This window comes from Bradyrhizobium sp. U87765 SZCCT0048, from assembly GCF_018131225.1.
Classification (GTDB): domain Bacteria; phylum Pseudomonadota; class Alphaproteobacteria; order Rhizobiales; family Xanthobacteraceae; genus Bradyrhizobium_A.
In genome coordinates this window covers 84735-106811 of sequence record NZ_JAFCMM010000008.1, presented here as the reverse complement: position 1 = coordinate 106811, position 22077 = coordinate 84735, and the positions used below count along the sequence as shown (strand labels likewise).

Below are 22077 nucleotides of genomic sequence, written 5' to 3'. Positions count from 1 at the left end.
AAAATGGGTGGCGCACCCGACAGGATTCGAACCTGTGACCTTCGGCTTCGGAGGCCGACACTCTATCCAGCTGAGCTACGGGTGCATCTGTGTTCAGATAGGGTTCGAGACCGAACTGGGTCAATCACGAATCCGACTTCGAATCGACGATACCGGACTAGGCTAAAAAGCTCTGCCGATTGTCGCCGCTCGTTCTCTACAGCCTCCTTCAGTTTGCTTCCGTGATGCTTCCGTGACCACGGAAGCGGTTTTTGCGCTTCCTTCGAGCATCACCAAGATATTGGTTTTGCTCAATTTTCTTACCTAGCACCCACAACCCACTTGACTTAGCCTTGCCTTCGGAGGGCAACGCTCTATCCAGCTGAGCTACGGGTGCATCCGGCCATCCTTTAGCTGATTGGCGGGGGTGGGGCAACCGGGTGGCCGGCGCTTTTCGGCGGCCTAAGGTCACCATTCCCTTGCGCTTTTCGCTTCCTGGCCATGCCGCGGGCGGGGTCATACATTTGAATCATTTCGGGTAAAAGGTAGGCTGACGGCTGTCCGGCGGCATCGGCCGCCGGCTGCGGGGAGGTCCCGCGCCGGGCTTAACGCAGCAAGCCGAGAGATGAGCGAAGACTGGAAGACGAAATACGGAACGCGCCGGGTCCGGCACGATCCCCCGACCCTGGACGAGGCGATCTTTGCCGCCCAGGGCATTACCGACGATCTGGAAGGCCAGATCGATATCGCCTCGGCGCTGATGGGCCTCGATCCGGCCAAGGTGCGTCCGCAGGTGATCAAGGCGCGGCCGAGCGCCCCGCAGAGCATCCGCTCGATCCCGACCGAGCGTGGCGGCCAGCGCGCCGTCGTGGTCGAGCGCAAGGTGGTGCGCCGTCCGCTCGGTGGCGGCGTCAAGCGCCCGCTGGCGTGACGCGCGCGGCGGCGTCCGCTGACATCCAAGTTTGATTGCAGTCATCCGTCACCCTGAGGTGGTCCCGCGGAAGCGGGACCCTCGAAGGGCGATGGCCCGGGCCTGCGACGTGCGGGCCGTTCATCCTTCGAGGTTCGCTGGCGCTCGCACCTCAGGATGACGGGGATGGTTGCGCGCAGACCGGGCGACGCTTGCGCGCTTCGCGTAACGGGACCACCCTCACGCCACCGGAAACCTGATCTCGAACGCCACGCCGGTTTCCGGCCGCAGCAGCGCGATGTCGCCGCCATGGGCGCGCAGCATCGCCTGCACGATGGCAAGGCCCATGCCGGTGCCGCCGCTGTCGCGGCGGGTGGTAAAGAAGGCGTCGAACACCCGCGCGCGGTTGGCGTCCGAGATCGCCTCGCCATCGTTGCTGATGGTTGCCACCAGCATGTTTCCCTCGTCGGTCCCCGTGATGCGCAAGGCTTGCGCGCCATGCCGCTGGGCGTTGTCGGCGAGGTGCGACAGCACGATCATCACCTTGTCTGCAGACATCCGCACGGTGCGGTCGAGGCGGCCGTCCGCCGTCACCGCCAGCTTCGGGAATGCGCTGGCGACGTCGCGGCTCACGGGGGCAAGCGTCGTCTGGCCGTCGGGCGCCGCGTTTTCCGCCCGCGCCAGCTCGCGCAACCGCTGCGCCATCGCGTCGAGCCGCTCGGCGTCGCTGAGGATGTTGGCGATGAAGGTCTTCTGTTCGTCCTCCGTCAGCCCCTGGCCGCGGGCCTCGACCGAATCCTGCAGCAGCTCCGCCGCGCCCTTGATCGAGGTCAGTGGCGATTTCAGCTCATGGGTGAGATGGGCGGCGAAGATCGCGATGTCGCTGGAGCGGCGCGCCAGCCGCTCCGCCATGTCGAGGAAGCTCTGCGACAACCGTGCGAACTCACGGCTGCCATAGTGACTGAGCGGCCGGAATGCGCCGGCGTCGCCGCGCCCGATCTCGGCGGTGCGCGCGATCAGTTCGTGCATCGGCCGCGTGATGGTGCGCGAGAAGATGAAGCCGATCACCAGCGTGACGCCGAGCACCGCGAGGGTGGCGAGGGCGAACTTGCCGCGCTCGTCATAGAGATGCTTGAAGATATTGCTGGGCGTGCGCGAGGCGTAGATCACGCCGGCGACGTGATTGTTCACGATCACAGGCATGGCGCAGAACACCCGCACGCCGGTGCCGCGGCTGACCGAATAGATCGGCGGCGGCGGCTTGTCGCGGACATGGATGCGCAGCGCGCCGCGGTAGTGGCCGCGCAGCGCCTCCGCCACTTCCTCGATATGGGCGAGCGACTGTCCCGTCTCCTCGCGCCCGGCGATCACCACGCCATGGGGGTCGAGCACGCGAAAGCCCGCCAGCGTCACCTTCTGGGTGTCGCGCAGCAGCGGCGCGAGGGAGGCGCCGATCGCAAGGTAGCCGGCATCGGCCGGCGTTGCCGCCGGCTGCGCGTCGGGCCGCCGCGCCAGAAGGTCGTTGCCGGCCAGGTCGAGGTTGGGCTGGATCGGCGACAGCGGCTCGTCCGGTGGTGGCAGCGCTTCGGGTGGCACTTCGACGCCGAGCGGCAGGCCGCCCGCGACGCGCGCCTCGGCTTCACGGCCATAGACCGCCGCCAGCACCGAGCTCTGCGCGATCAGTTCCGCTTCGGTCTGGCGGATCAGCTGGTTGTCGTAGAGGCGGAAGATGAACAGGCCGATCAGCGGCAGCACCATCACCGTGGTCAGCATCGCGAACACGATCTGGCCGAGGGTCGGCCGCCACTTCGCCCGCACGACACCTGTCGTCATGCCGCCGGCTCGCAGCGGCCGAGGCGGAAGCCGACGCCATGCACGGTGTCGACGGCGCTGTCGCAGCCGAGCGCGCCGAGCTTGGCGCGGATGTTGCGGATGTGGCTGTCGATGGTGCGGTCCGACACCTGGATGTTCAGGGTGTAGGCCGCGCGCATGATCTGCTCGCGGGTCAGCACCTGTGCCGGCCGTGCCGCCAGCGCCTTCAGGATGTCGAATTCGATCGCGGTCAGCGCCAGTTCATGGCCATCGAAGCGCGCGACATGGGCGGGCGGATCGATGGTCAGGCGGCCATGGTTCAGCGTCGCCGCGCCGTCGCAGGCGGGGGCGCCGCGGCCGGCGGCGCGGCGCAGGATGACATTGACCCGCGCGACCAGCTCGCGCGGGCTGAACGGCTTTGTCACATAGTCGTCGCCGCCGATCTCGAGGCCGAGCACACGGTCGATCTCGTCGTCGCGGGCGGACAGGAACAGGATCGGCACGTCCGAGCCACGGCGGATGCGGCGGCACACCTCGAGGCCGTCGATTTCCGGCATGCCGATATCCAGCACGATCAGGTCGGGTGCGGCGGCGGCGAACCGCGCCAGAGCCTCGGCGCCGTCACGCGCGCTCACCGAGGCCATACCGGCCTTCTTGAGGGCGACGCAGATCACCTCGCGGATGTGCGGATCGTCGTCGACCACCAGGATGTTGTGCGGCACTATCCTCTCCACCGATCCTGCTTGACGGCGCTGTTGCTGACCGGGCGAGGCAGCGTTCCGGCCTGCACCAGATGGCGCTGCAGTCGCCAGTCGCGCAGGCTCCACGTTCGCCACGACCCTACCTCGCGCTGCAATGTGGCAGCAAGCAGGTCGCGGCCCGTCCGGGCGGAGGTGCTCGCTGTGCCCGTGCTCCGCAGGTACCGGTCGAGCGCCGGGATCGCCTGCGGTCCCAGCGACATCATATAGGGCACGTCGAGCGTGGCGCCGCTGCCGGTCGCCTCGCGGCTGTGGGCGACATTGTAGTTGGCGATCAGCGCCGGGACGTTGATGATCGCGCAGACATAAAGCGTCAGCATCAGCGCGGTGAGGTTGGCGCGGATCAGCCAGCGGTTGGACAGGGCCCGCGCCATCCGCACCGCGATCAGCACCAGGCCGACCGCGACCAGCAGCATCCAGACGAACGCCGCGATCCGCCACATGGTTAGGCTGTAGACCTGGATGTAGAGATCGAGGCGCAGCATCGAGGAGATCACCAGCATCACGTTCTGCGCGGTCCAGGCGAAGATCAGGCCGCGGATCAGCCGGCCATGCCGTGCCATGGGCCGGCGCGTGGCGATGAGAATGAAGCCGGCCGCCAGCAATGCGGTCAGGATCAGCGGATAGGCGCCGCGGTGGGCATAGGCCGCGTAGGTCAGTTGATGCGGCAGCGCCACGCCGCCCCACAGATAAGTCATGTCGAGGCCGGTCTGCACGGCGAACAGCAGGTTGAACAGCACCAGCGACTGCAGGATCGCCATTGGCCCGAACAGCACGTCGCCGACGAAGCCGTGCGATGTTGCTTTCCGTGGGGCCGCAGTCCGCGCCACCTGCCGCCGGCGACGCCAGCGCGCGGCGACGAACGGCCAGCACAGCGACAGCAGGGCGATCCAGAATAGCAGCCGTGGCACACTGATCTGCGCGAGCAGCCAGCCCAGATCGATCGCCGACAGCCAGTCGTCGATCAGCGGGTTGGCGTCGGCGAACAGCTTGAGGAAGATGCCGCTGAGCAGCAACGGGATCGCCAGGGCGATAAAGGGGCGCACGTCGAGCCGTCCGGGGCGGTGCCGTGCAAGGTCGGGGATGAGCCGGAACGGGCCGGCCAGCAGCAGCGTGCGGATGCCCTGGAAGATGCCGTCAAAGGTGCCATGGAAGACGTCGTCGTTGGTTGTGAAGAACGGGTTTGTCAGCAGCGCCACCACGGTCGCGACACCGAGGATACCGAACAGCACGGACACCGTGTTCACGGTCTCGATCAACGGCAGCAGCGTCGCGAGCAGCACGATGGCGGCGACCACTGCCGTGCGGCGGCTCGGGCGCGGCCGGCGCGCGACGACGGCGGCGCCGACCAGCGCGGCCAGGAAGATGGCGAAAGCGATGCCGAACGGCTGGTCGTAGAACAGCCAGTCCGCGAACGCGGTGAGGCCGCCGGCCAGCAGCAGGCGGATCGGCAGTATCTGCCGCCGTGGTGACGGCGTATCGAGAAAGAAGGAGGCGATGGTCATCGGCAGATCTCTCGCGGGATCGAGGGCGGGGCGGTGACGCGGCGGCGCCGGCGTGCGGGGGACACAGAGCCACCAGCCGTCGTTGACGAGACGTGTCGGAAGGGTCATGGGCGCAACTCCGCTGGTTCGCTCGGAACACGGCTGTTATGCCCATGCCGATTGCAGCGGCCGCGGCGCGGCTGCGCAGGCTTTCAGGATTTGTGTGCAGGTTTTGCGCAGATCGCGGTTCGCGCGTCCGCGCGCCACGTTTCCGCCGCGTCGCCCCGGCTCGTTCGCCGCAGACGCCGGCGCGATGCGGGGAATGGCCCCCGATGCGCCAAGCGCAAGAGCAGGGGAGCGAGACCAGCATGATGTCGTCACCGGGATGGAAGCGCGTGTGGGCCGCAGTGCTGATGTTGCCGGCGCTGGCGCTCGCGGCGGCTGCCACCAATCTCTATGATCCGTTCCTGCTACGCCTGCGGTCCGGCCTGCCGGTCGCCGTGGTGGTGATCTCGCTGGCGATGCTGGCGGGTCTGGGCTGGCGCGGCCGGCGGCATTTTGGCCGCGCCGCCATCACCGTCCTGCTGGTGGCGTGGTGCGTGCCGCTCGGCGCGGTCACCGCGGTGCAGGCGGCCTTCCTCGCCCATCGCCGCGCCGTGCTGGTGGCCGGTGGGCCGGCTGCCGCTGCGCTCGGCCGTCATTTCATCATCGGCTACACCCGTCTCGACGATGTCGTGCCGCTGGCGCGCAAGGGCCTGATCGGCGGCATCTATGTCACGCGCCACAACATCCGCGGCCGCCGCGCCGAAGATCTCGCCGGCGAGATCGCGCGGCTGCAGGCGATTCGTGCCAGCGCCGGCCTGCCGCCGCTGGTGGTCGTCGCCGATCAGGAAGGCGGCATCGTCTCGCACCTGTCGCCGCAGCTTACCGCCGTGCCGGCGCTCGCGACCCTTGCCGCTCTGCCGGTGGCCGAGCGTGCGGCGAAGGCGCAGGCGATCGGCGAAACGCAGGGCCGCGAACTCGCTCGCCTCGGCGTCACCATCAACCTCGCTCCGGTGGTCGACCTGCGCCGCGAGCGCGGCTGGAATCCGTTCGACCGCAACAGCCTCATCGCCCGCCGCGCCATCGCCGGCGATCCCGCCGTCGTCGCCGATGTCGCCGCCGGCTATGTCCGCGGCCTTGCGGCGAACCATGTGGGCGCCACCGTCAAGCACTTTCCGGGCCTCGGGCGGGTGCGCGGCGACACCCACATCGTGCGCGCCAGCCTGGGTGCGTCGGTGGCCGATCTCGAGGCCTCGGACTGGCGGCCGTTCCGCGCGCTGCTGGCGACGACGCCGGCGCATCTCATGGTCGGGCATGTCGCGATCAATGCGATCGATCCCGGCGTGCCGGCGTCGCTGTCGAAGCCGGTGATCGACGGCGTCATCCGCGGCCGCTGGGGCTATGACGGCGTGATCGTGTCTGACGACATGGTGATGAGCGCGGTGTATCGCCATGGCGGCTGCGGCGTCGCGGTCAAGAGCCTCAACGCCGGCCTCGATCTGCTGCTGATCGCCTATGACGGCGTGCAGTACTACCGCATGTTCGACTGCGCCCTCGCCGCCCAGGCGCGCGGCGCCCTCGATCCGGCGATGATGGAGCGGAGTCGAAAGAGGCTGGACAGGTTGTCGTGAGGTTCGGCTGAAAGCAGTATCGCGTGCAGGCCGCTGTTGGAGCAGGACGAATACCCGCTCTCTCCGTTATGCCCGCTTGTTGCGCCAATCCATCGCGACACCGTCAACTCCCGCATCCTGAGGAGCGGCGCAGCCGCGTCTCGAAGGCCACGGGCGTTCGGGCCTCATGGTTCGAGACGCGCGGCTTTGCCGCGCTCCTCACCATGAGGAGAGAGCGCGGCGCGTGACAACGCGCGGGTTGCCGGATCAAGCCCGGAAATGCCCGTTGGGTGTGGCGAGCGCTACGCACACACCGGCGGACGGCGGTCCTTCCAAGGTCGTGCCTGTTCGAGCTGGGCGGCGAGACGGAACAGCGTCGCCTCGTCGCCGAAGCGGCCTGCGAACATCATGCCGAGCGGCAGGCCGGACGCGCTCCACGCCAGCGGCACCGACATCGCCGGCTGCCCCGACATGTTGAACATCGCGGTCGACGGCATGTAGCCGCGCAGCGCCGGCGAGATGCCGGAGAGGTCCGCCGCCATGGTGTCGAGCACGCCGATGCGCAGCGGCGGGGTGCCGAGCGTCGGCGTCAGGAACACGTCGCAACCCTCAAAGAAGGTGGCGAGCGCCCGCGAGATCTGGAACGCGGCCTGTTGGGCGGCGACATAGTCGACCGCGGAGGCATGCCCGGCGTTGGCGGCGCTGGCGAGCGTCAGCCGCTCGAACTCGCGGTCGGTGACCGCGCGGCCGAGCCGCTGCTCGGCGAGGCGCACCGTCAGCGCGGTGTTGGCGCCGACGATGGTCTGCAGCGCCTCCGCCGGATTGACCGGCAGCTTCGGTCCGCGTTCCTCGACATGGTGGCCGAGGCTTTCCAGCAGGGCCGCGACCTCGCGCACCGCGGCCGTCACCTCCGGATCGAGCGCGTCGCCGGCCGGCGAGGTGGCGCTGAACGCGATGCGCAGCCGGCCGGGCGGGCGGGCGATCTCGTCGAGATAGGGCCGCTCCGGCGGCGGCGCGGTGTAGGGGCTCGACGGCTCGGGGCCATGCAGCGCGTCGAGCATCGCCGCACTGTCGCGCACGCTGATGCTGACCACGTGGTTGCAGGAGAAGCCGCCCCAGCCTTCGCCGCGGTCGGGGCCGAGCGGCGTGCGGGCGCGGGTCGGCTTGAGGCCGAACACGCCGCAGGCGGATGCCGGAATGCGGATCGAGCCGCCGCCGTCGCTGGCGTGCGCCACGGGCAGGATACGCGCGGCGACCGCCGCGGCGGCGCCGCCGGACGAGCCGCCGGACGAATGGTCGAGATTCCAGGGATTGCGCGTCGCGCCGAACAGCGCGGTCTCGGTGGTCGGCATCAGGCCGAACTCCGGCGTTGCGGTCTTGCCGAAGATGGTGACGCCGGCGGCAAGGCAGCGCGTGGCGAAGGTGCCGTCATGGTCAGCGACATTGTCCTTGAGCAGCCGCGCGCCGAAGGTGGTGCGGGTGCCGGCAAGCAACTCGAGGTCCTTGAGCAGGAAGGGCACGCCGGTGAACGGCCCCTGCGGCAGCCCGGCTTCGATCTGGCGCCGCGCATAATCGTCATGACGCACCACCACGGCATTGATTTGCGGATCGACCCGCTCGGTGCGCGCGATCGCTTCATCCAGCAATTCCGTCGCGCTGACGTCGCCCTTGCGCACGAGTTCGGCGAGACCGAGCCCGTCGTACGCGTCGTAATTCTTGAATGCCATGGAGCCTCCCTGTGTCGGGAGGCATTATGCAGAAGCCGGCACGCGCCGCCAGCATGCGGTGCGGCTGGCCAGGTCACGACGATGATGGAGCGCGCGTCCAGGCATTGCGCGAAGCGGAATTTATGGTGCTGTGGGCCACGCGCTCTCTCCTCGTCCTGAGGAGCCTGCGCAGCAGGCGTCTCGAAGGACGATGCCCCAGCCCGCAGCGCCTCGGTCTCATGGTTCGAGACGGCGCTGGCGCGCCTCCTCACCATGAGGGGGAATCATTGCATGATCAACGTACGCGTTCGACCACGTGGCATTGCGCGCCTCACGCCGGCACGATCACCTTGCCGATCGGCCACAGCGCGATGCCGGCGAGCTTGAGATGGGCCCAGGCGAAGGGGATGCCGATGATGGTGATGGCGAGCAGCAGCGCGGTGACGAGATGGCCGAGCGCGAGCCACCAGCCGGCGAGCACGAACCAGATGATGTTGCCGATCAGGCCGAGCGGGCCGGTGCCGACGTCATGCTGGCCGAAATGGTCGGCACGTGACACCGCGCGCTGGCCGAACGGCAGCAGGGTGTAGAGCGCGATGTTGAAGGCGGCGCGCGCCCACGGGATGCCGATGATGGTGATCGCCATGATCACGGCGGCGACCGCCCAGCCGACCGCCATCCAGAAGCCGCCGATCACGATCCAGAGAATGTTGAGCAGAAGCGATACCGGGGACATGGGGTGTGCCTTTAACTGGAAGCGGATTTGAAGGAGATGTGAAAATCGAATGATGGTGGGGGCTTCACCGGTTGCGCGAGGTGCGGTTCAGACGTGTGCACGCCGTCATCCTGAGGTGCGAGCGAAGCGAGCCTCGAAGGATGGCGGCGAGAGCCTGGGCCGTCGCCCTTCGAGGGCCGCGCGTTGCGCGGCCACCTCAGGGTGACGGATTGCACGTGGTCGCTTGTCATCGCGCCTGCTCCTCGACGTCACTTGCCCCCGTTTGCCGGCAGTACATTGCGGCAGAAATCCGTCAGCAGCCGTGCCACCGCCGCGGATTGCTCCTGCTGCACCCAGTGGCCGGCGCCGTCGATCAGGTGGCAGCCGCGCATGTCGGTGCATGCTTCCTGCTGCATCCGCTCGAAATCGTGCGGCCGCTGGTGGATGCCCCAGTCGCTGGCGCCGGCAATGAAGCACGAAGGGATGTCGATGGTACGACCGGAAAACGTCTGCAGTTCGCTATTGATCGCGGGGACGAAGCGGGTGCGGTACCAGTTCAGGCCTCCCTGGAAGCCGGTGCGCTGATATTCGGCGGCATAGATGGCGAGCTCTTGCTCGGGCAGCCAGGTGCAGGCGGCGATCTCGTCCGGCGAGGGCATCTCGCGGGCCGCCGTGGTTGCCATGTCCTCGTCGTGGTTCATGACATAGTAGGTTGGCAGCTTCGACAGTTCGGCCGCGGTGAGGGATGCGAGCCGGTAGGGCTGGTTGCCGGGCCAGTCGGCGCTCTTGTGGTGATAGTAGGCCCGCAGGAAGGCGTGCACGCCTTGCGGGCAGCGGAGCATGTCGGCGTTCGCCTGCCGTGTCGCATAATAGGTCAGGTAATGCTTGCGCGGCGGGTTCAGCGCCGCGAGCGCGGCGTCGAGGTCGGGGGGCGGCACCGGAGGTCCGCGCCGCACGGTGTCGAACGGCAGCGGCGGCGGGCCGCCGAACGGTGCGCTCATCAACACCAGGGAGCGGAACAGATCGGGCCGCAGCACCGCGCTCCAGGCGGCGACGACGGAGCCGTAGTCATGCCCGACCAGTGTCGAGACCGATCGTGCGCCGAACGCGGCGACGAGGCCGACGACGTCGCGCACCAGGTTCAGCAGCCCGAACTGGCGGAGATCGGCGTCGTAGCTGCTATCGGCGCCGGTGGTGCGGCCATAGCCGCGCTGGTCGGGCGCGAGGACATGGAAGCCTGCCTCCGCCAGGGCCGGCATGATCCCCCGCCAGCTGTAGGCGAGCTCGGGAAAGCCGTGCAGCAGCACCACCAGCGGCTGGCCGGGATGGCCGGCTTCCAGCACATGCATCGACAGGCCGTTGATGCCGTCCACCTGGCGCGTGCGAACGCCGGCTGGCAACGGCAGGTCGGGAAGGGCAGCGGTCATCGTGGCCTCAGGAGGCAGCCGGGCTCGGCTCGCGGCGTGGCTGCGGGTGGGGGTGGAGGGCGGCATCGCGTGCGGCGGTGTCGCTCGGGGTGTAGACCGCGATCGGCGTCGCCACGCCGCGCAAGGTATGGCGGCCGAGATCGTCGAGCGGCAGGTCGAGATGGCGCGCCACCGCGTCGGTGATCAGGATGCTGCGCCCCAGCGTCTTCTGCAGCGCCTCGACCCGGCTCGCCTCGTTGACGGCCGGGCCGATCACCGTGAAGTCGAGCCGCTCGGCCGAGCCGATGTTGCCGAAGAACACTTCGCCTTCATGCAGGGCGATGCCGACGCGCAACGGCGCCCACGACGCGCCGCCGGACAGCGCGGTCGGCGCGTCCGCGTTGAGTGCGTCGAGGCTCATCAATGCCTGGCGGGCGGCATCGAGCGCGGCACGGGCGGCGTCTTTCGCCTCATCCTCGCTCTGCAGCGGAAACACCGCGAGCAGGCCGTCGCCGATGAATTTCAGCACCTCGCCGCCATGGGCCAGCACGGCGCCGGCCATCGCCTCGAAATAGGCGTTGAGCAGCGTCAGCATGTCGGAGCCGGGCAGGCGGTCGGACAGGTCGGTGAAGCCGCGCAGGTCCGAGATCCAGATCACCGCGCGGATCGATTCGCCGGCGCCGCGCTTGATCGAGCCCGACAGCACCTTGGTGGATGCGCTGTGGCCGAGATAGGCGCCGAGCGCGTTGTCGGAGATGCGCACCGCGGTGTAGCGCTCGACATGCAGCGCGAACAGGCTGAGCAGATGGGAAAAGCGGGTGCTCGCCGCCTCGCTGAAGCCGCCCGGATGCTTGGTCGCCAGCGTGATGGCGTTGCGATAGCCGGCGCTCGACAGCGGCAGTGCGATGTAGTCGGTCATGCCGGCTTCCGCGAGCTCCGCCATCAGGGGGAATTCCGCCTGCGCTTGCGGTGTGTGGGGCTGGCGGCGGATGATCTCGCCGAAGCCGAATACGCGATACAGCGGGTTGCGGGTGAAGGCGTCGGCAACGGTGGCGGCCTCAGCGACCTTCACCTCGTCGCACAGGCCGTCGTTGATATTCCAGTTCCAGGCGAAGCCAACGAGTTGCGGATGCAGCGTGCCGATATGCAGGCTGACCCGCGCCAGCGCCCCGCCGGCGGCGACCACCCGCCACACGAACGATTCCAGGAACAGCAGCATGTCCTTCTCGGCGGCCGCCTCATGCAGCAGCCAGGTCTCGATGTCGGCGAAGCTCACCACGGCGGGGGCTGCGGCAGGCCCCCGGGCGGAGCGGCGCACCAGTGTCACGGCGGCGGGATATTGGCGGGGGGCGGGGTCGAGGGCGCCGGGGGGCTTGGCCAAGGGATGCTCGCTTTCGACAGGTCTGTCCGTCGAAGAGGTAGGCGCAAATATCCCGTCGCGCCAGTCCCGCGCTTGGCCGGCGACCATCCCGGCGGTGCCTTTCGGTGGTTGCCCGCAGGGCCTCAACCCGCTGCCACCGCCCGCAATTGAGGCAGGTTCCGGGCAATTGTGTCATCCCGACGCTGTGATGAAACACAGATCGTCTGTGACGAAACCATTTTCGCGCTGCGACGTCATCTGCCGGGGACGTGGGCCAGCTACCCATGACACCCGTGCGACGGCACAGCCGTTGCGGGATTGCGGACGATGGAGAGGACGATGCGCACGCTCGGATTTTGGATCGGCATGATCGCCCTGATGGGCAGCGTGTCCACCGCCGGCATCGCCGAGCGCCTGCCGGGTATCGGCACCTTCGCCTACAACGGCCCGCCCACCGCCGCCGATGGCCCCGTGCTGATGTCGATGGTCCGCTGAGCTGTGTCCAGCGGCCCCAACGCGGCCTGTCGACGGATCGCGGCCGTGCGCATTCCCGCTCCGCCATCATCTCCGTCGCGCGAGGGCGGCCCGCATCCGTTGTGATGCCTGAGGCCACGCCCTGCGTTCGCGCGTCATCACCTTCCGCGCCACGACATTCTGCACCACGACCTGCTGGCCATGACCTGTTGCGCATGACCTGTGAGGTAATCGATCCGCGTCGTCCGGTTTGCCAACGTCGGTCGCGTCGCGCTTCCGGCGCGTGGACGATGCAGGGCAGGGCGACAGGATATGACCGAGATGGCGACGACGGCGGATCTGGTGGCCGGACGCGGGACGTCCGAAGGCGCGGCGGCGGCGCCCACGCGGATGGAGACCACGCCGGAGGCGGGTGTCATCACGCAGCGGTGGTGGGTGCTGGCGATCGTGGTCGCGGCGCAGTTCATGTTCGGCGTCGATGCCTTCATCGTCAATGTCGCGCTGCCGACGATCGCCGCCGAGCTGCAGGCCAGTGCCGCTCAGATCGAGGCGGTGGTCGCGATCTACCTCATCGGCTATGCCACGCTGGTGATCACCGGTGGCCGGCTCGGCGATATCCATGGTGTCAAGGCGACGTTCATCACCGGCGTACTCGGCTTCACGCTGACATCGCTGTGGTGCGGCCTTGCGCGGTCCGGCCCGGAGCTGATCGCAGCGCGGCTGGCGCAGGGCGCGACCGCGGCTCTGATGGTGCCGCAGGTGCTGGCGACCATTCATGTGCTGTTTTCTGACGCGGCGCGCGGCCGCGCCTTTGCGATCTACGGCATTGTGCTCGGGCTTGCGGGCGCGGCCGGCTTCCTGCTTGGCGGATGGCTGGTGACGCTCGATGTCGCCGGGCTTGGCTGGCGCAGCGTGTTCTTCGTCAATGTGCCCTGCGGCTTCGCGATCGCCGCGGCCGCCGCCGGACTGATGCCGCCGGCGGCACGCCGGCCCGGCACGCGGCTCGATATTGCCGGCGCGATGATCCTGTTCGTCGGCCTGCTCGGCGTGATCGGGCCGCTGTTGTTCGGCCGCGATCTGCACTGGGCGCCGTGGGTCTGGGGCGCCATGCTGACGGGGGCGGCGGTGATTGCGGGCTTCGCGCGCTTCGAGCGCCGGGTGATGGCGCGTGGCGGCATGCCGCTGATCGATCTCGCGCTGTTCGCGGCGCCGGTGTTCGCGCGCGGGCTGGGGGCGGTGTTCTTCTTCTTTTTCGCCAACCTGTCGTTCTATTTCGTGGTCACGCTGTTCATGCAGACCGCGCTGCAATTCAGCGCGCTGCAATCCGGAGCGGCGGTGGTGCCGCTGGCGTTCGCCTTCGTGGCGGCGTCGCGCCACAGTGCCGCGCGGGCGGCCCATCGCGGCGTGCGTGTTCTGATCGAGGGCTGCGCCGTTGCGCTCGCGGGGCTCGCCGCCCTGGCGCTGATGGTGGCGCTGGTCGCGGCACCCGGGCCATGGCTATTGATGCTGCCGCTGGCTGTGTTCGGCTATGGCCAGGGTCTCGTCATGGCGCCGCTGTCGAGCACCGTGCTGGCCACGGTGGCCAGGGCCAGCGCCGGATCGGGCTCCGGTCTCTACGGCACCACCACCCAGATCGCCAATGCCGCCGGCGTCGCGGTGATCGGCGCCGTGTTCTTCACCGCTCATGGCCGGGGCACGGACCGGCAGGCGCTGCTGGCGGCGCTCGCCTGCGTCGCCGCCGCGATTGTCGTCAGCATGATGTTTCTCAGCTGGATGCGCCGCGCCGCCGCGAGGCTCTGACCGCGTCTTGAATCACGGGGTGTGAACGGCAGCGCGTTGCCGCGCCTCAGCGCCGGCTGGCCCGGTATCCGGCCGCGGTTGCGTCGGCCTCGCAGACATAGCGGCCGTGTCTGGTGCGGCCGTAGCGGCGTTCACCGGCGCGGTAATAGACGCGCGAGGCCGGACTGGCCCAGACGACCGCATCGAACAGGCAGAACGGCCTTGCCAGTTCGCTGACACCAAGCGCCTCGTAAGGGTTCGCGCAGATGGCGGGATCGCATTGCGCGGCGGCGGGCGTTGCGGCCAGCGCCAGACCAACCGCGATCGCCGCGGCGGACATCGACGAAACCAATAAACGATGCATGATCGAGAACCTCGTCCGTGCTCAGCAATGGACGGATGCTACAGCGCGCCGCGCGCCGGCGCCAGCGAGGCTATCCGATGATATCGGCGCGCTCGACGCATCATTGATCCGAAGCCTGCGCCGTGCGTCGACTCCGCCGAGCCTCACGGCGCAGGCGACGTGCGCGCAGTCACGGCTGTCTGCAGGTGAAATTCGCCGCGTCCTCGAGGCTGCCACTGCCGGCGTAGGCGGCATAGGCCGGATAGGGGCACAGCGGCCGGGTGCGGCCCGGCCAAGGCACACCCTGGACATTGCGCGCGCGCGCCGTGAGGCTCTGCGGCGCTTCGCCCCTGTCGACCCAGGCGTCGAGCGCGGCAAGGGCATCGAACTGGTCGGTGGCGGGTCCGCCGGTGCAGTGGTTCATGCCGGGCACGAGATAGAGCCGGGTGAAGTCGTCGGCGCGGCCATAGCGTTGTCCCAGCGCATCGACATAGGCCATGGTGTCGTTGGCCGAGAAGATCGGATCGGCCATGCCATGGAAGAAGATCATCTTGCCGCCGCGCGCCTTGAAGCGGTCGACGTCGACAGACGATGCGCTCTCGATCGATGAACCGGATTCGAGGAATGGCGCCGCGGTGGCCTCGACCGCGCGCACGCCGCGGGCGATGTCATACGACAGCGTGTAGTCGTAGAGATCGGTGGGCTTTTCCGGCGGCGAGGAGAAGTAGTAGGCAACCGAGCCCGGCACCAGCGTGACGTTGCGCGCATCCGGCGGTGTCTTGCCGGGCGTGCCCGTCTTCCACACGCTCCAGCCCGGCGCTGCGATGCCGGGATCGTAGGGCCATTCGGCGTAGAGAGCGCTGCCATCGGCGAGCGTCGTGCCGCGGAAGATCGCGGCGATCGTCTTCGCCTTCGCGGGTGCGAGACAGTCCGTGGTCTGGCCGCCCGTGCAGGCCAGCGTCGCCGCGTCGAAGCGGCAGGCGCGGACATTGTTGACCATGCCATCGGCCACGCCGTCGGCTGCGTCGCAGGCCTGCGTCACCTTGTCGGCCACCAGCTTGATGTCGTCGGCGCTCAGCGCGGCGCCGAGGTCGGGGCGGCCGTCGCTGCCCTTCGGTGCGATCGCGGCAAGCTGCTGCACTTCCGCGATTCCCTCGATCGCCGCGCGCGGCACGCGATAGGCCGGCGCGCCGGCGATGATGCCGTCGAACAGGTCGGGATAGCGTTGCGTTGCGGCCATGCCCTGGCGGCCGCCATTGGAGCAGCCGACGAAATAGGCGCGCGATTGCGCGCGGCCATAGACACGGCGGATCACGTCCTCGGCCTTTGCGGTCACCACGGGAATGTGATTGTAGCCCTTGTCGATGCGCGCCTGCGGATCGAGGCCGAACAGGTAGGGCCCGACAGGGCCCGGCTCATCGCGGTGGCCGGCGTCGGTCGAGGCGACCGCATAACCCCTGGCGAGAGCGGAGACCGCGCCGGTGGCCTGGATGCCGACGGCCGGCCGCAGGACGCCGTCGGAGCCGCCGCCGCCCTGGAACATGAACTTGCCATTCCAGTTCGCCGGCAGACGGACCTCGAAGCCGATCGCGTAGGGCTTGCCGTCGATGCCGACATGCGGCGCTGCCGCGCCCTGCACCAGGCAGTGGTCGGGCGCATCGATGGAGAAGGGCGGCGGCCCGGCGAAGGATTGCGGGCCGGCGGCGACAAAGGTCGCGAGCGTCACCTCCGGCGCGCCGGCCAGCGCCTCGCAGGCGGCCTTGAACGACTGCGCCGCAGCCGGCGCAATCACAGCAGTCGCGGCCAGCAAGCCGCCGACGAGCACCCGTCGCGCCATGGCGCGCCTCCCCGATATAGTTATGTCTCATAACTATTGCCGCAGGACGGCCGCTTGGCAAGAGGGCGCGCGAGTTCCGCGTACCGCGCGGACGTGCGGATCAGGCCTCGCCGTTCAGGAACGGATTGCTGCGCCGCTCGGTGCCGATGCTCGAGCCCGGGCCGTGGCCGCAGATGAAGCCGACGTCGTCGCCGAGCGGCAGCACCTTCTCGGTGATCGACTTGATCAGGGTCTCGTAGCTGCCGCCGGGCAGGTCGGTGCGGCCGATCGAGCCGTTGAACAGCACGTCGCCCATCAGCGCAAAACGCATGTCGGGATTGAAGAACACCACGCTGCCGGGCGAATGGCCGGGGCAGTGCAGGATCCGGAAGGTCAGCCCGCCGACGCTGACGGTATCGCCGTCGTCGAGCCAGCGATCGGGCGTAACGTTGCGCACGCCGGTGATGCCGAAATTCGCGCCGCTCTCCACCACATGGTCGAGCAGGTACTTGTCGGCGAGATGCGGCCCCTCGATCGGAACCTTGAGCGCGTCGCGCAGCTCGGCGGCGCCGCCGACATGGTCGATATGGCCATGGGTCAGCCAGATCTTCTCGACGGTGACACCGGTCTTGGCGATGGCGTCCTGGATCGCGGCGACATCGCCGCCGGGATCGACCACCACGGCGCGGCGCGTGCGCTCGCACCACAGCAGCGTGCAGTTCTGCTGGAACGGGGTGACGGGGACGATGGCGGCGCCGGCCTTGGCTGCTTCCTGGGTCATGGCGGCCACTTTGCCGATTTTTATCGGCACGCCAAGTTCTTTTGTCCTGCGCGGCGCGCAGGCCGGGCCTCACGCCACCTGGCGCTGGCCGCGCGGCGCGATATGCCGAGGCTCGGCGAGGCGTTCGAACGGCTCGGGGCGGCCGATGCCGTAGCCCTGGGCGTAATCGACGCCGATCGCCCGCAGCGCCTGCAGCGTCGCGTCGTTCTCGACGAACTCGGCGATGGTGCGCTTGCCCATCACCTTGCCGATGCGGTTGATCATCTCGATGATGGCGCGGTCGATCGGATCGTCCAGCATGTCGCGCACGAAGCTGCCGTCGATCTTGAGATAGTCGACCGGCAGGTGCTTGAGATAGGCGAACGACGACATGCCGCTGCCGAAGTCATCGAGCGCGAAGCGGCAGCCCAGCTGCTTCATCAGCCCGATGAAGCGGTTGGCGCTGTCGAGGCTGGCGATCGCGCTGGTCTCGGTGATCTCGAAGCAGATCATGCGCGGCGCAATGCCGTAGAGCTCGAACTGGGCGCGGATGAAGTCGATGAACTTCTCGTCGTTGAAGGTCGCGCCTGACAGGTTGATGGCGCAGGTGGCGAGGCCGCCGCCGCGTTCGGCCAGCGTCTTGAAGGCGCGGCTCACCACCCAGCGGTCGAGCATCGGCATCAGGCCGTAGCGTTCGGCCGCGGGAATGAAGTCGCCCGGCGCCACCACGCGGCCGTCCTTGTCGCGCAGCCGCAGCAGCAGCTCGACATGGCCGCCGGCCTCGCTCTCGTCGCCGAGTGGCGCGATGGTCTGGGCATAGAGGCACAGCCGCTGCTCCTCCAGCGCGTCGTGAATGCGCTGGACCCAGGCCATCTCGCCGAAGCGATGCAGCAGCTCGGAATCGCCGGGATCGTGCAGCTGCACGCGGTTGCGGCCCTTTTCCTTCGCCATGTAGCAGGCGAGGTCGGCGGTGCGCACCACCTCGTCGGTGGTGGCGCGGCCGCGTCCGGCCGCGACGAGGCCGATGCTGGCGGTGATGTTGAACGGGCTGCCGTTCCAGTTGAAGCTCAGGCCCTGCACCGCCTGGCGCAGCGTCTCGGCGACATCGCTGGCGCGGTCGATCTCGCAGTTCTGCAGCAGCACGGCGAACTCGTCGCCGCCGAGCCGCGCCAGCAGGTCGCCGGGCTGCAGGTGCAGCGGCAGCGACGCGGCGATCTGGCACAGCAGCTTGTCGCCGGCGGCGTGGCCGCAGGTGTCGTTGATGATCTTGAACTGGTCGAGGTCGAGGAACATCAGCGCGTGGACCTCGGCGTCGTCGGCCGTGCCCGAGCGCGCCATCGCGGCATCCAGTCGCCGCTCGAACTCGCGGCGGTTGGCGAGGCCGGTCAGGGCGTCGTGCGAGGCTTGCCACGACAGCCGCGCGATGTAGTCGCGCTCGCTGGTCATGTCGTGCAGGATCAGCACGGCGCCGGCCGCCACGCCGTCCTTGCGCAGCGGCGCGCCGACCACGGACACCGGCACCGGCGCTTCGTCGCTGCGCAACAGCAGCAGCGGCCGCGGGCTCGCGGTCGCTTCGCCCTGCTCCCAGATCCGCTCGATCCGTCCGGTCGCGTCCTCGCCGGCGGTCTCGTCCACCGCCTGCACCAGCGAGGTCAGCGGCACGCCTTTGGCCTCTGCCGCGCGGCACGCCAGCAGCCGCTCGGCGGTGGCATTCAGATAGTCGATATGACCGCTGGCGTCGGTGGTGATCACGGCGTCGCCGATCGAGGCGAGGGTGATCTGCGCGCGCTCCTTCTCGGCGCGCAGGTCGCTTTCGAAGCGGTGGCGCTGGGCGATGAAGTGGCGGGTATAGAAGAACTGCAGCGCCACCAGCAGCGCCGCGGTGATCAGGTTGATCACGGTGAGGATGGTCTTGACCTGTCGCGACCCCTCGCCGAGGCTTTCGGAGAATTTCAGCGCCTCACGCGACATCCGTTCGTTGGCGCGATGGATCAGCAGCGGCCAGCCCGCCAGCCGCGGCCGTCCGCTGGCGTCGGACGTCACGTCGGCGCGAATGATCGCCGCAAGACCGGTGAGCTCGTCGAGCAGCGGGTCGGTGGCCGTCCAGTTTCCGATCGCGGTCTTGAACGCCGGCAGGCTGCGGAAGTAGCGATAGAGCCAGATCAATCCCTCGACATCGTCCTGATGGTTGCCGCCCTGCAGGAAGCCGTTGCGGGCGGCCGCGATGTCGGGAGGCGACTGTTCGAGGGCGCGGCGCGCGATGCGGTCACCGAGCGGGATCGCCACCGCCTGCTGATAGTTGCGGTAGTACTGCTCGCTGCCGGTCTCGGCATACAGCGTCAGATAATAGATGGCGTCCTTCTGGCCCTTCGACCACAGGCCTTCGCCGCCGACATAGCCGCGCACCGACGACAGGATGTTGAAGCTGACGCCCGCGATGAAGGCCTGCAGCAGCACGATGGCGATGAACGGCAGCACGAGCCGCAGCAGATGCACCTGGTCTTCGTTCAGCCGCGATGCCATCGATGCTCTGCCGCCCTTGCTGGTTGTGTCCGTCCCATTCCCGGCGGTGCCGCGCACACCGCACGCCCGGTGTGTCGCTCACATGTCCGCCCTGGGAAAATTCTGCCGGCGGCAAGCTTAAGGTCAGCTAAATTCCGCATAAAATGCGTTGTGACCGGTCGGATGCGTGAACCGCAGGTAAATCCGTTTCGCGCCATTTGCGTGCAATTAGGCCTGCAGTTTCAGTAGTTTCCCGTAAGTCTGCGCAGTGCTGCGCACGCGCGGCGGTATCATTGCCCGTGTTCGTGCTCGGCTTGGGAGATCGACTCTGCTAGAGCGAAAGCCATGACGCTGCATCTGTTGCCCGTGACTGCCGCGCTGCCTGTCGACGGCCGCCAGTCCGATACCGCGCTCGCGATCGCGCGCGGCGCCGCGCGGCTGCTGCGCTCGCTCGGCTTCTCCTGCCTGTCGGAGCTGCCGTTGCCGTCAGGGCGGCGCGCCGATCTCGTGGCGCTGAATGAGCGCGGCGAGATCTGGATTGTCGAGATCAAGTCGTCGCTGGCGGACCTGCGCGCCGACCAGAAGTGGGAAGAGTATCGCGCGCATTGCGACCGGCTGTTCTTCGCCTTCACGGCGGAGATGGCGTGCGAGCTGTTTCCGAAAGATACCGGGCTGATCGTTGCCGATGCCTATGGCGCGCACCTGCACTGCGAGGCGCCGGAGCATCGCCTTCCCGCGGCGACACGCAAGGCGATCATGCTGCGCTTCGCCCTGGCTGCCGCCCAGCGCCTCAACCGCCTCGCCGACCCGCAGGGCCACGAGCCGTTCGCGTAGAAGGCCGCTTGAAGCGGCAAGGAACGTGGTCCTACAGCGACGCGCTCGACACGACGCGGATCGCGTCGCGGCTGCGCTCGACGGCGTCGTTGAGCATGGGCAGCAGCGCGCTCTCGAACATGCCGAACGCGATCTGCGCGCCGTCGACGACGCGGTCCGGATGGAGCTGCGTCTCGGGATGGGTTTCCAGCAGCGCGAGGTAGCTCGGCCACAGCCGCCGGCCGAAGCCATGGCGCAGATAGGCGGTGGCGCCGATCACGGTGGCGTTCGGCGCGTCGGCGAGGCGCGCCAGAATGCTGCGGCCGGCCATGCGGGTGCCTTCCAGCACGTACACCGCGCCGAGCATCACCGCGGCGCCCTGCAGATCGGGCACAGGCAGCGGATCGCAGGCGACGTCGAGCACGGCGAGGTCGTGCTCCAGCGCCGGCGTGCGGGCGCGCTGCGGCCAGTCGGTCAGGATGTCGTCGATGCCGCTGCGCTCCAGCGCCATCTCCAGTGGAAACAGCGCCTCGGCCTGGCCGCGCAGAAAGCTGGCGTAGAACGTTGGCCGGCGCAGGTCGACGCTGGCCATCGCAGCGTCCAGTCGGTGGTGGGACAGTTTCGTCGCTTCGCGAATGATGTCGACCATCGACATGGCCATGGCCCCGGGTGCTGATAGCGCGGTTGCTAGATCACTGAAATGCGGTGGCTGGCCACGAACGGGCCGAGCAGGGCAGACACGTACCCTTTGGTCACTTCGCGCGGCACCGACGTTCGGCCCTTCACGGTGATGTGAGGCGGGCGAAGCGAGTGCGGTTGCCAGCTGATGCGGTAGTCCTCCAGCAGCCCGAATTGCTTGGTCGCTTCCAGGCGGTTGGCGATATTGAAATGTCTGGTTTTTCTCAACGAACGCATCCCTGCTTGTCGTGCTGAATCAACGAAGCCGGGAACAAAAGGTTCCGCGATGACGGCCTCTCGCTGTGAGGACTGGTTTGCGCAAGGCGAGCGGAGAGCGGTCGGCGTGAAGGTCGCCGAAAACAAAAATGCCCGGCGGAGCCGGGCATCTGGTGTTGGTTGTTTCGCTCGCTGGCGTCAGCGCGGCGCGCGCTTGGCGAGGATGCGCTGCAAGGTGCGGCGATGCATGTTGAGGCGGCGCGCGGTTTCCGAGACGTTGCGGTTGCACATCTCGTAGATGCGCTGGATGTGTTCCCAGCGCACGCGGTCGGCGGACATCGGGTTCTGCGGCGGCTCGATCTTCTCGGCACTGCTGGCGAGCAGCGCCGCGACGACGTCGTCGGCGTCCGCCGGCTTCGCGAGATAGTCGACCGCGCCGAGCTTCACCGCGGTCACCGCGGTGGCGATGTTGCCATAGCCGGTGAGCACGATGGCGCGGGCATCGGGACGCTGGCGCTTGAGTTCCGACACCACGTCGAGGCCGTTGCCGTCGCCGAGGCGAAGGTCGACCACCGCGAACGCCGGCGCATGCTTGCCGATCTCAGCCAGCCCGTCCGCGACGGTCTCGCACGAGGTCACGTCGAAGCCACGGCTCTCCATGGCGCGCGCCAGCCGTTCGAGGAACGCCTTGTCATCCTCGACAATCAGAAGGGAGCGGTCGGTCTGTTCCGCCACGGCGGTCACTGCGTTCACGGTTTCCATCCTCCTGACTCTAGCGTGCGGTCTTCAAAACGGCAGCCCGGTTGGCCGTTGCCGCACCTGCGGAAACAGCAACCGTGCTATGCATTAGATATGGCGACCATCCGCGTCGCTGCCAAGGTTCGGCGGCCTGCTTTGGCCTGCGGCAAAACGCG

The 22077-nt window shown here is 68.4% G+C and carries 19 protein-coding genes and 2 tRNA genes; 5 read left to right on the top strand and 16 right to left on the bottom strand.

Annotated elements, in window-relative coordinates; translation table 11 throughout:
- Positions 1–8: 8 nt before the first annotated feature.
- Positions 9–85, bottom strand: a tRNA-Arg gene (locus tag JQ639_RS34315).
- A 220-nt stretch (positions 86–305) separates the two neighbouring features.
- A tRNA-Arg gene (locus JQ639_RS34310) sits at positions 306–376 on the bottom strand.
- A gap of 228 nt (positions 377–604) precedes the next feature.
- On the opposite strand from JQ639_RS34310, the gene JQ639_RS34305 reads away from it, so the two are divergent.
- Complete coding sequence (locus JQ639_RS34305; protein ID WP_211968952.1) at positions 605–910, top strand: hypothetical protein; 306 nt, start codon at positions 605–607, stop codon at positions 908–910.
- 219 nt (positions 911–1129) lie between these two features.
- Here the strand turns inward: JQ639_RS34305 and JQ639_RS34300 are convergent, their stop codons facing one another.
- Genes JQ639_RS34300 through JQ639_RS34290 form a run of 3 tightly spaced genes read right to left on the bottom strand, consistent with a single transcriptional unit; the run spans position 1130 to position 5072 of the window.
- The gene (locus tag JQ639_RS34300; protein WP_211968953.1) at positions 1130–2722 is read right to left on the bottom strand and encodes a sensor histidine kinase; all 1593 of its coding nucleotides are present in this window, start codon (positions 2720–2722) and stop codon (positions 1130–1132) included.
- The gene (locus JQ639_RS34295; RefSeq protein ID WP_211968954.1) at positions 2719–3423 is read right to left on the bottom strand and encodes a response regulator transcription factor; all 705 of its coding nucleotides are present in this window, start codon (positions 3421–3423) and stop codon (positions 2719–2721) included. The genes JQ639_RS34300 and JQ639_RS34295 overlap by 4 nt, the downstream gene beginning before the upstream one ends.
- A complete protein-coding gene (locus JQ639_RS34290) occupies positions 3423–5072 on the bottom strand; it encodes a DUF4153 domain-containing protein (protein ID WP_249123451.1) in 1650 nt (549 codons plus the stop codon). The genes JQ639_RS34295 and JQ639_RS34290 overlap by 1 nt, the downstream gene beginning before the upstream one ends.
- A 203-nt stretch (positions 5073–5275) precedes the next feature.
- Here JQ639_RS34290 and JQ639_RS34285 point away from each other — a divergent pair, with 203 nt between their 5' ends.
- A complete protein-coding gene (locus tag JQ639_RS34285; protein ID WP_211968955.1) occupies positions 5276–6616 on the top strand; it encodes a glycoside hydrolase family 3 N-terminal domain-containing protein in 1341 nt (446 codons plus the stop codon).
- A 281-nt stretch (positions 6617–6897) separates the two neighbouring features.
- On the opposite strand, the gene JQ639_RS34280 is transcribed toward JQ639_RS34285, so the two are convergent.
- The 4 genes from JQ639_RS34280 to JQ639_RS34265 all read right to left on the bottom strand — a co-directional run bounded on the left by JQ639_RS34280 (position 6898) and on the right by JQ639_RS34265 (position 11803).
- Positions 6898–8322 (bottom strand): amidase, encoded by a 1425-nt coding sequence (locus tag JQ639_RS34280; protein ID WP_211968956.1) that lies wholly within the window; start codon positions 8320–8322, stop codon positions 6898–6900.
- Positions 8323–8632: 310 nt separating this feature from the next.
- Positions 8633–9037 carry a YccF domain-containing protein gene (locus tag JQ639_RS34275; protein WP_211968957.1) on the bottom strand — a complete coding sequence of 135 codons (405 nt, stop codon included), beginning with the start codon at positions 9035–9037 and terminating at the stop codon, positions 8633–8635.
- Between the two features lie 248 nt (positions 9038–9285).
- Positions 9286–10443 carry an alpha/beta fold hydrolase gene (locus JQ639_RS34270; RefSeq protein ID WP_211968958.1) on the bottom strand — a complete coding sequence of 386 codons (1158 nt, stop codon included), beginning with the start codon at positions 10441–10443 and terminating at the stop codon, positions 9286–9288.
- Positions 10444–10450: 7 nt separating this feature from the next.
- Complete coding sequence (locus JQ639_RS34265; RefSeq protein ID WP_249123452.1) at positions 10451–11803, bottom strand: adenylate/guanylate cyclase domain-containing protein; 1353 nt, start codon at positions 11801–11803, stop codon at positions 10451–10453.
- Between the two features lie 318 nt (positions 11804–12121).
- Between JQ639_RS34265 and JQ639_RS34260 the strand changes: the two genes are divergently transcribed.
- Entirely contained in the window at positions 12122–12277 is a 156-nt protein-coding gene (locus JQ639_RS34260; protein ID WP_211968960.1) for a hypothetical protein, read from the top strand.
- Positions 12278–12646: 369 nt separating this feature from the next.
- Positions 12647–14056: an MFS transporter gene (locus JQ639_RS34255; RefSeq protein WP_211969084.1), complete on the top strand. Its 1410-nt coding sequence runs from the start codon at positions 12647–12649 to the stop codon at positions 14054–14056.
- A gap of 46 nt (positions 14057–14102) precedes the next feature.
- Here JQ639_RS34255 and JQ639_RS34250 read toward each other — a convergent pair whose 3' ends face one another.
- The 4 genes from JQ639_RS34250 to JQ639_RS34235 form a co-directional block, all read right to left on the bottom strand.
- Entirely contained in the window at positions 14103–14375 is a 273-nt protein-coding gene (locus JQ639_RS34250) for a hypothetical protein (protein ID WP_211968961.1), read from the bottom strand.
- Between the two features lie 193 nt (positions 14376–14568).
- Positions 14569–16215, bottom strand: a complete 1647-nt coding sequence (locus JQ639_RS34245) for a tannase/feruloyl esterase family alpha/beta hydrolase (protein ID WP_211968962.1) — start codon at positions 16213–16215, stop codon at positions 14569–14571.
- 100 nt (positions 16216–16315) lie between these two features.
- Positions 16316–16975: an MBL fold metallo-hydrolase gene (locus tag JQ639_RS34240; protein ID WP_211968963.1), complete on the bottom strand. Its 660-nt coding sequence runs from the start codon at positions 16973–16975 to the stop codon at positions 16316–16318.
- A gap of 69 nt (positions 16976–17044) precedes the next feature.
- Complete coding sequence (locus tag JQ639_RS34235; RefSeq protein WP_211968964.1) at positions 17045–19477, bottom strand: EAL domain-containing protein; 2433 nt, start codon at positions 19475–19477, stop codon at positions 17045–17047.
- A 324-nt stretch (positions 19478–19801) separates the two neighbouring features.
- Here JQ639_RS34235 and JQ639_RS34230 point away from each other — a divergent pair, with 324 nt between their 5' ends.
- On the top strand, positions 19802–20290 hold the full coding sequence (locus tag JQ639_RS34230) for an MmcB family DNA repair protein (RefSeq protein ID WP_211968965.1): 489 nt from the start codon (positions 19802–19804) through the stop codon (positions 20288–20290).
- Positions 20291–20321: 31 nt separating this feature from the next.
- Here JQ639_RS34230 and JQ639_RS34225 read toward each other — a convergent pair whose 3' ends face one another.
- The 3 genes from JQ639_RS34225 to JQ639_RS34215 form a co-directional block, all read right to left on the bottom strand.
- Complete coding sequence (locus JQ639_RS34225) at positions 20322–20861, bottom strand: biliverdin-producing heme oxygenase (protein ID WP_249123453.1); 540 nt, start codon at positions 20859–20861, stop codon at positions 20322–20324.
- A gap of 95 nt (positions 20862–20956) precedes the next feature.
- Entirely contained in the window at positions 20957–21184 is a 228-nt protein-coding gene (locus JQ639_RS34220; RefSeq protein ID WP_211968967.1) for a hypothetical protein, read from the bottom strand.
- Between the two features lie 177 nt (positions 21185–21361).
- Positions 21362–21925, bottom strand: a complete 564-nt coding sequence (locus tag JQ639_RS34215) for an ActR/PrrA/RegA family redox response regulator transcription factor (RefSeq protein WP_211968968.1) — start codon at positions 21923–21925, stop codon at positions 21362–21364.
- Between the last annotated feature and the right edge of the window lie 152 nt (positions 21926–22077).

What these genes read in the sequence shown, in the direction of transcription:
- JQ639_RS34305 (WP_211968952.1), top strand. Translation starts at nt 605, where the DNA reads ATGAGCGAAGACTGGAAGACGAAATACGGAACGCGCCGGGTCCGGCAC.
- JQ639_RS34300 (WP_211968953.1), bottom strand. Translation starts at nt 2,722, where the DNA reads ATGACGACAGGTGTCGTGCGGGCGAAGTGGCGGCCGACCCTCGGCCAG.
- JQ639_RS34290 (WP_249123451.1), bottom strand. Translation starts at nt 5,072, where the DNA reads ATGACCCTTCCGACACGTCTCGTCAACGACGGCTGGTGGCTCTGTGTC.
- JQ639_RS34285 (WP_211968955.1), top strand. Translation starts at nt 5,276, where the DNA reads ATGCGCCAAGCGCAAGAGCAGGGGAGCGAGACCAGCATGATGTCGTCA.
- JQ639_RS34280 (WP_211968956.1), bottom strand. Translation starts at nt 8,322, where the DNA reads ATGGCATTCAAGAATTACGACGCGTACGACGGGCTCGGTCTCGCCGAA.
- JQ639_RS34275 (WP_211968957.1), bottom strand. Translation starts at nt 9,037, where the DNA reads ATGTCCCCGGTATCGCTTCTGCTCAACATTCTCTGGATCGTGATCGGC.
- JQ639_RS34270 (WP_211968958.1), bottom strand. Translation starts at nt 10,443, where the DNA reads ATGACCGCTGCCCTTCCCGACCTGCCGTTGCCAGCCGGCGTTCGCACG.
- JQ639_RS34260 (WP_211968960.1), top strand. Translation starts at nt 12,122, where the DNA reads ATGCGCACGCTCGGATTTTGGATCGGCATGATCGCCCTGATGGGCAGC.
- JQ639_RS34255 (WP_211969084.1), top strand. Translation starts at nt 12,647, where the DNA reads ATGGAGACCACGCCGGAGGCGGGTGTCATCACGCAGCGGTGGTGGGTG.
- JQ639_RS34250 (WP_211968961.1), bottom strand. Translation starts at nt 14,375, where the DNA reads ATGTCCGCCGCGGCGATCGCGGTTGGTCTGGCGCTGGCCGCAACGCCC.
- JQ639_RS34245 (WP_211968962.1), bottom strand. Translation starts at nt 16,215, where the DNA reads ATGGCGCGACGGGTGCTCGTCGGCGGCTTGCTGGCCGCGACTGCTGTG.
- JQ639_RS34240 (WP_211968963.1), bottom strand. Translation starts at nt 16,975, where the DNA reads ATGACCCAGGAAGCAGCCAAGGCCGGCGCCGCCATCGTCCCCGTCACC.
- JQ639_RS34235 (WP_211968964.1), bottom strand. Translation starts at nt 19,477, where the DNA reads ATGGCATCGCGGCTGAACGAAGACCAGGTGCATCTGCTGCGGCTCGTG.
- JQ639_RS34230 (WP_211968965.1), top strand. Translation starts at nt 19,802, where the DNA reads ATGACGCTGCATCTGTTGCCCGTGACTGCCGCGCTGCCTGTCGACGGC.
- JQ639_RS34225 (WP_249123453.1), bottom strand. Translation starts at nt 20,861, where the DNA reads ATGGCCAGCGTCGACCTGCGCCGGCCAACGTTCTACGCCAGCTTTCTG.
- JQ639_RS34220 (WP_211968967.1), bottom strand. Translation starts at nt 21,184, where the DNA reads ATGCGTTCGTTGAGAAAAACCAGACATTTCAATATCGCCAACCGCCTG.
- JQ639_RS34215 (WP_211968968.1), bottom strand. Translation starts at nt 21,925, where the DNA reads ATGGAAACCGTGAACGCAGTGACCGCCGTGGCGGAACAGACCGACCGC.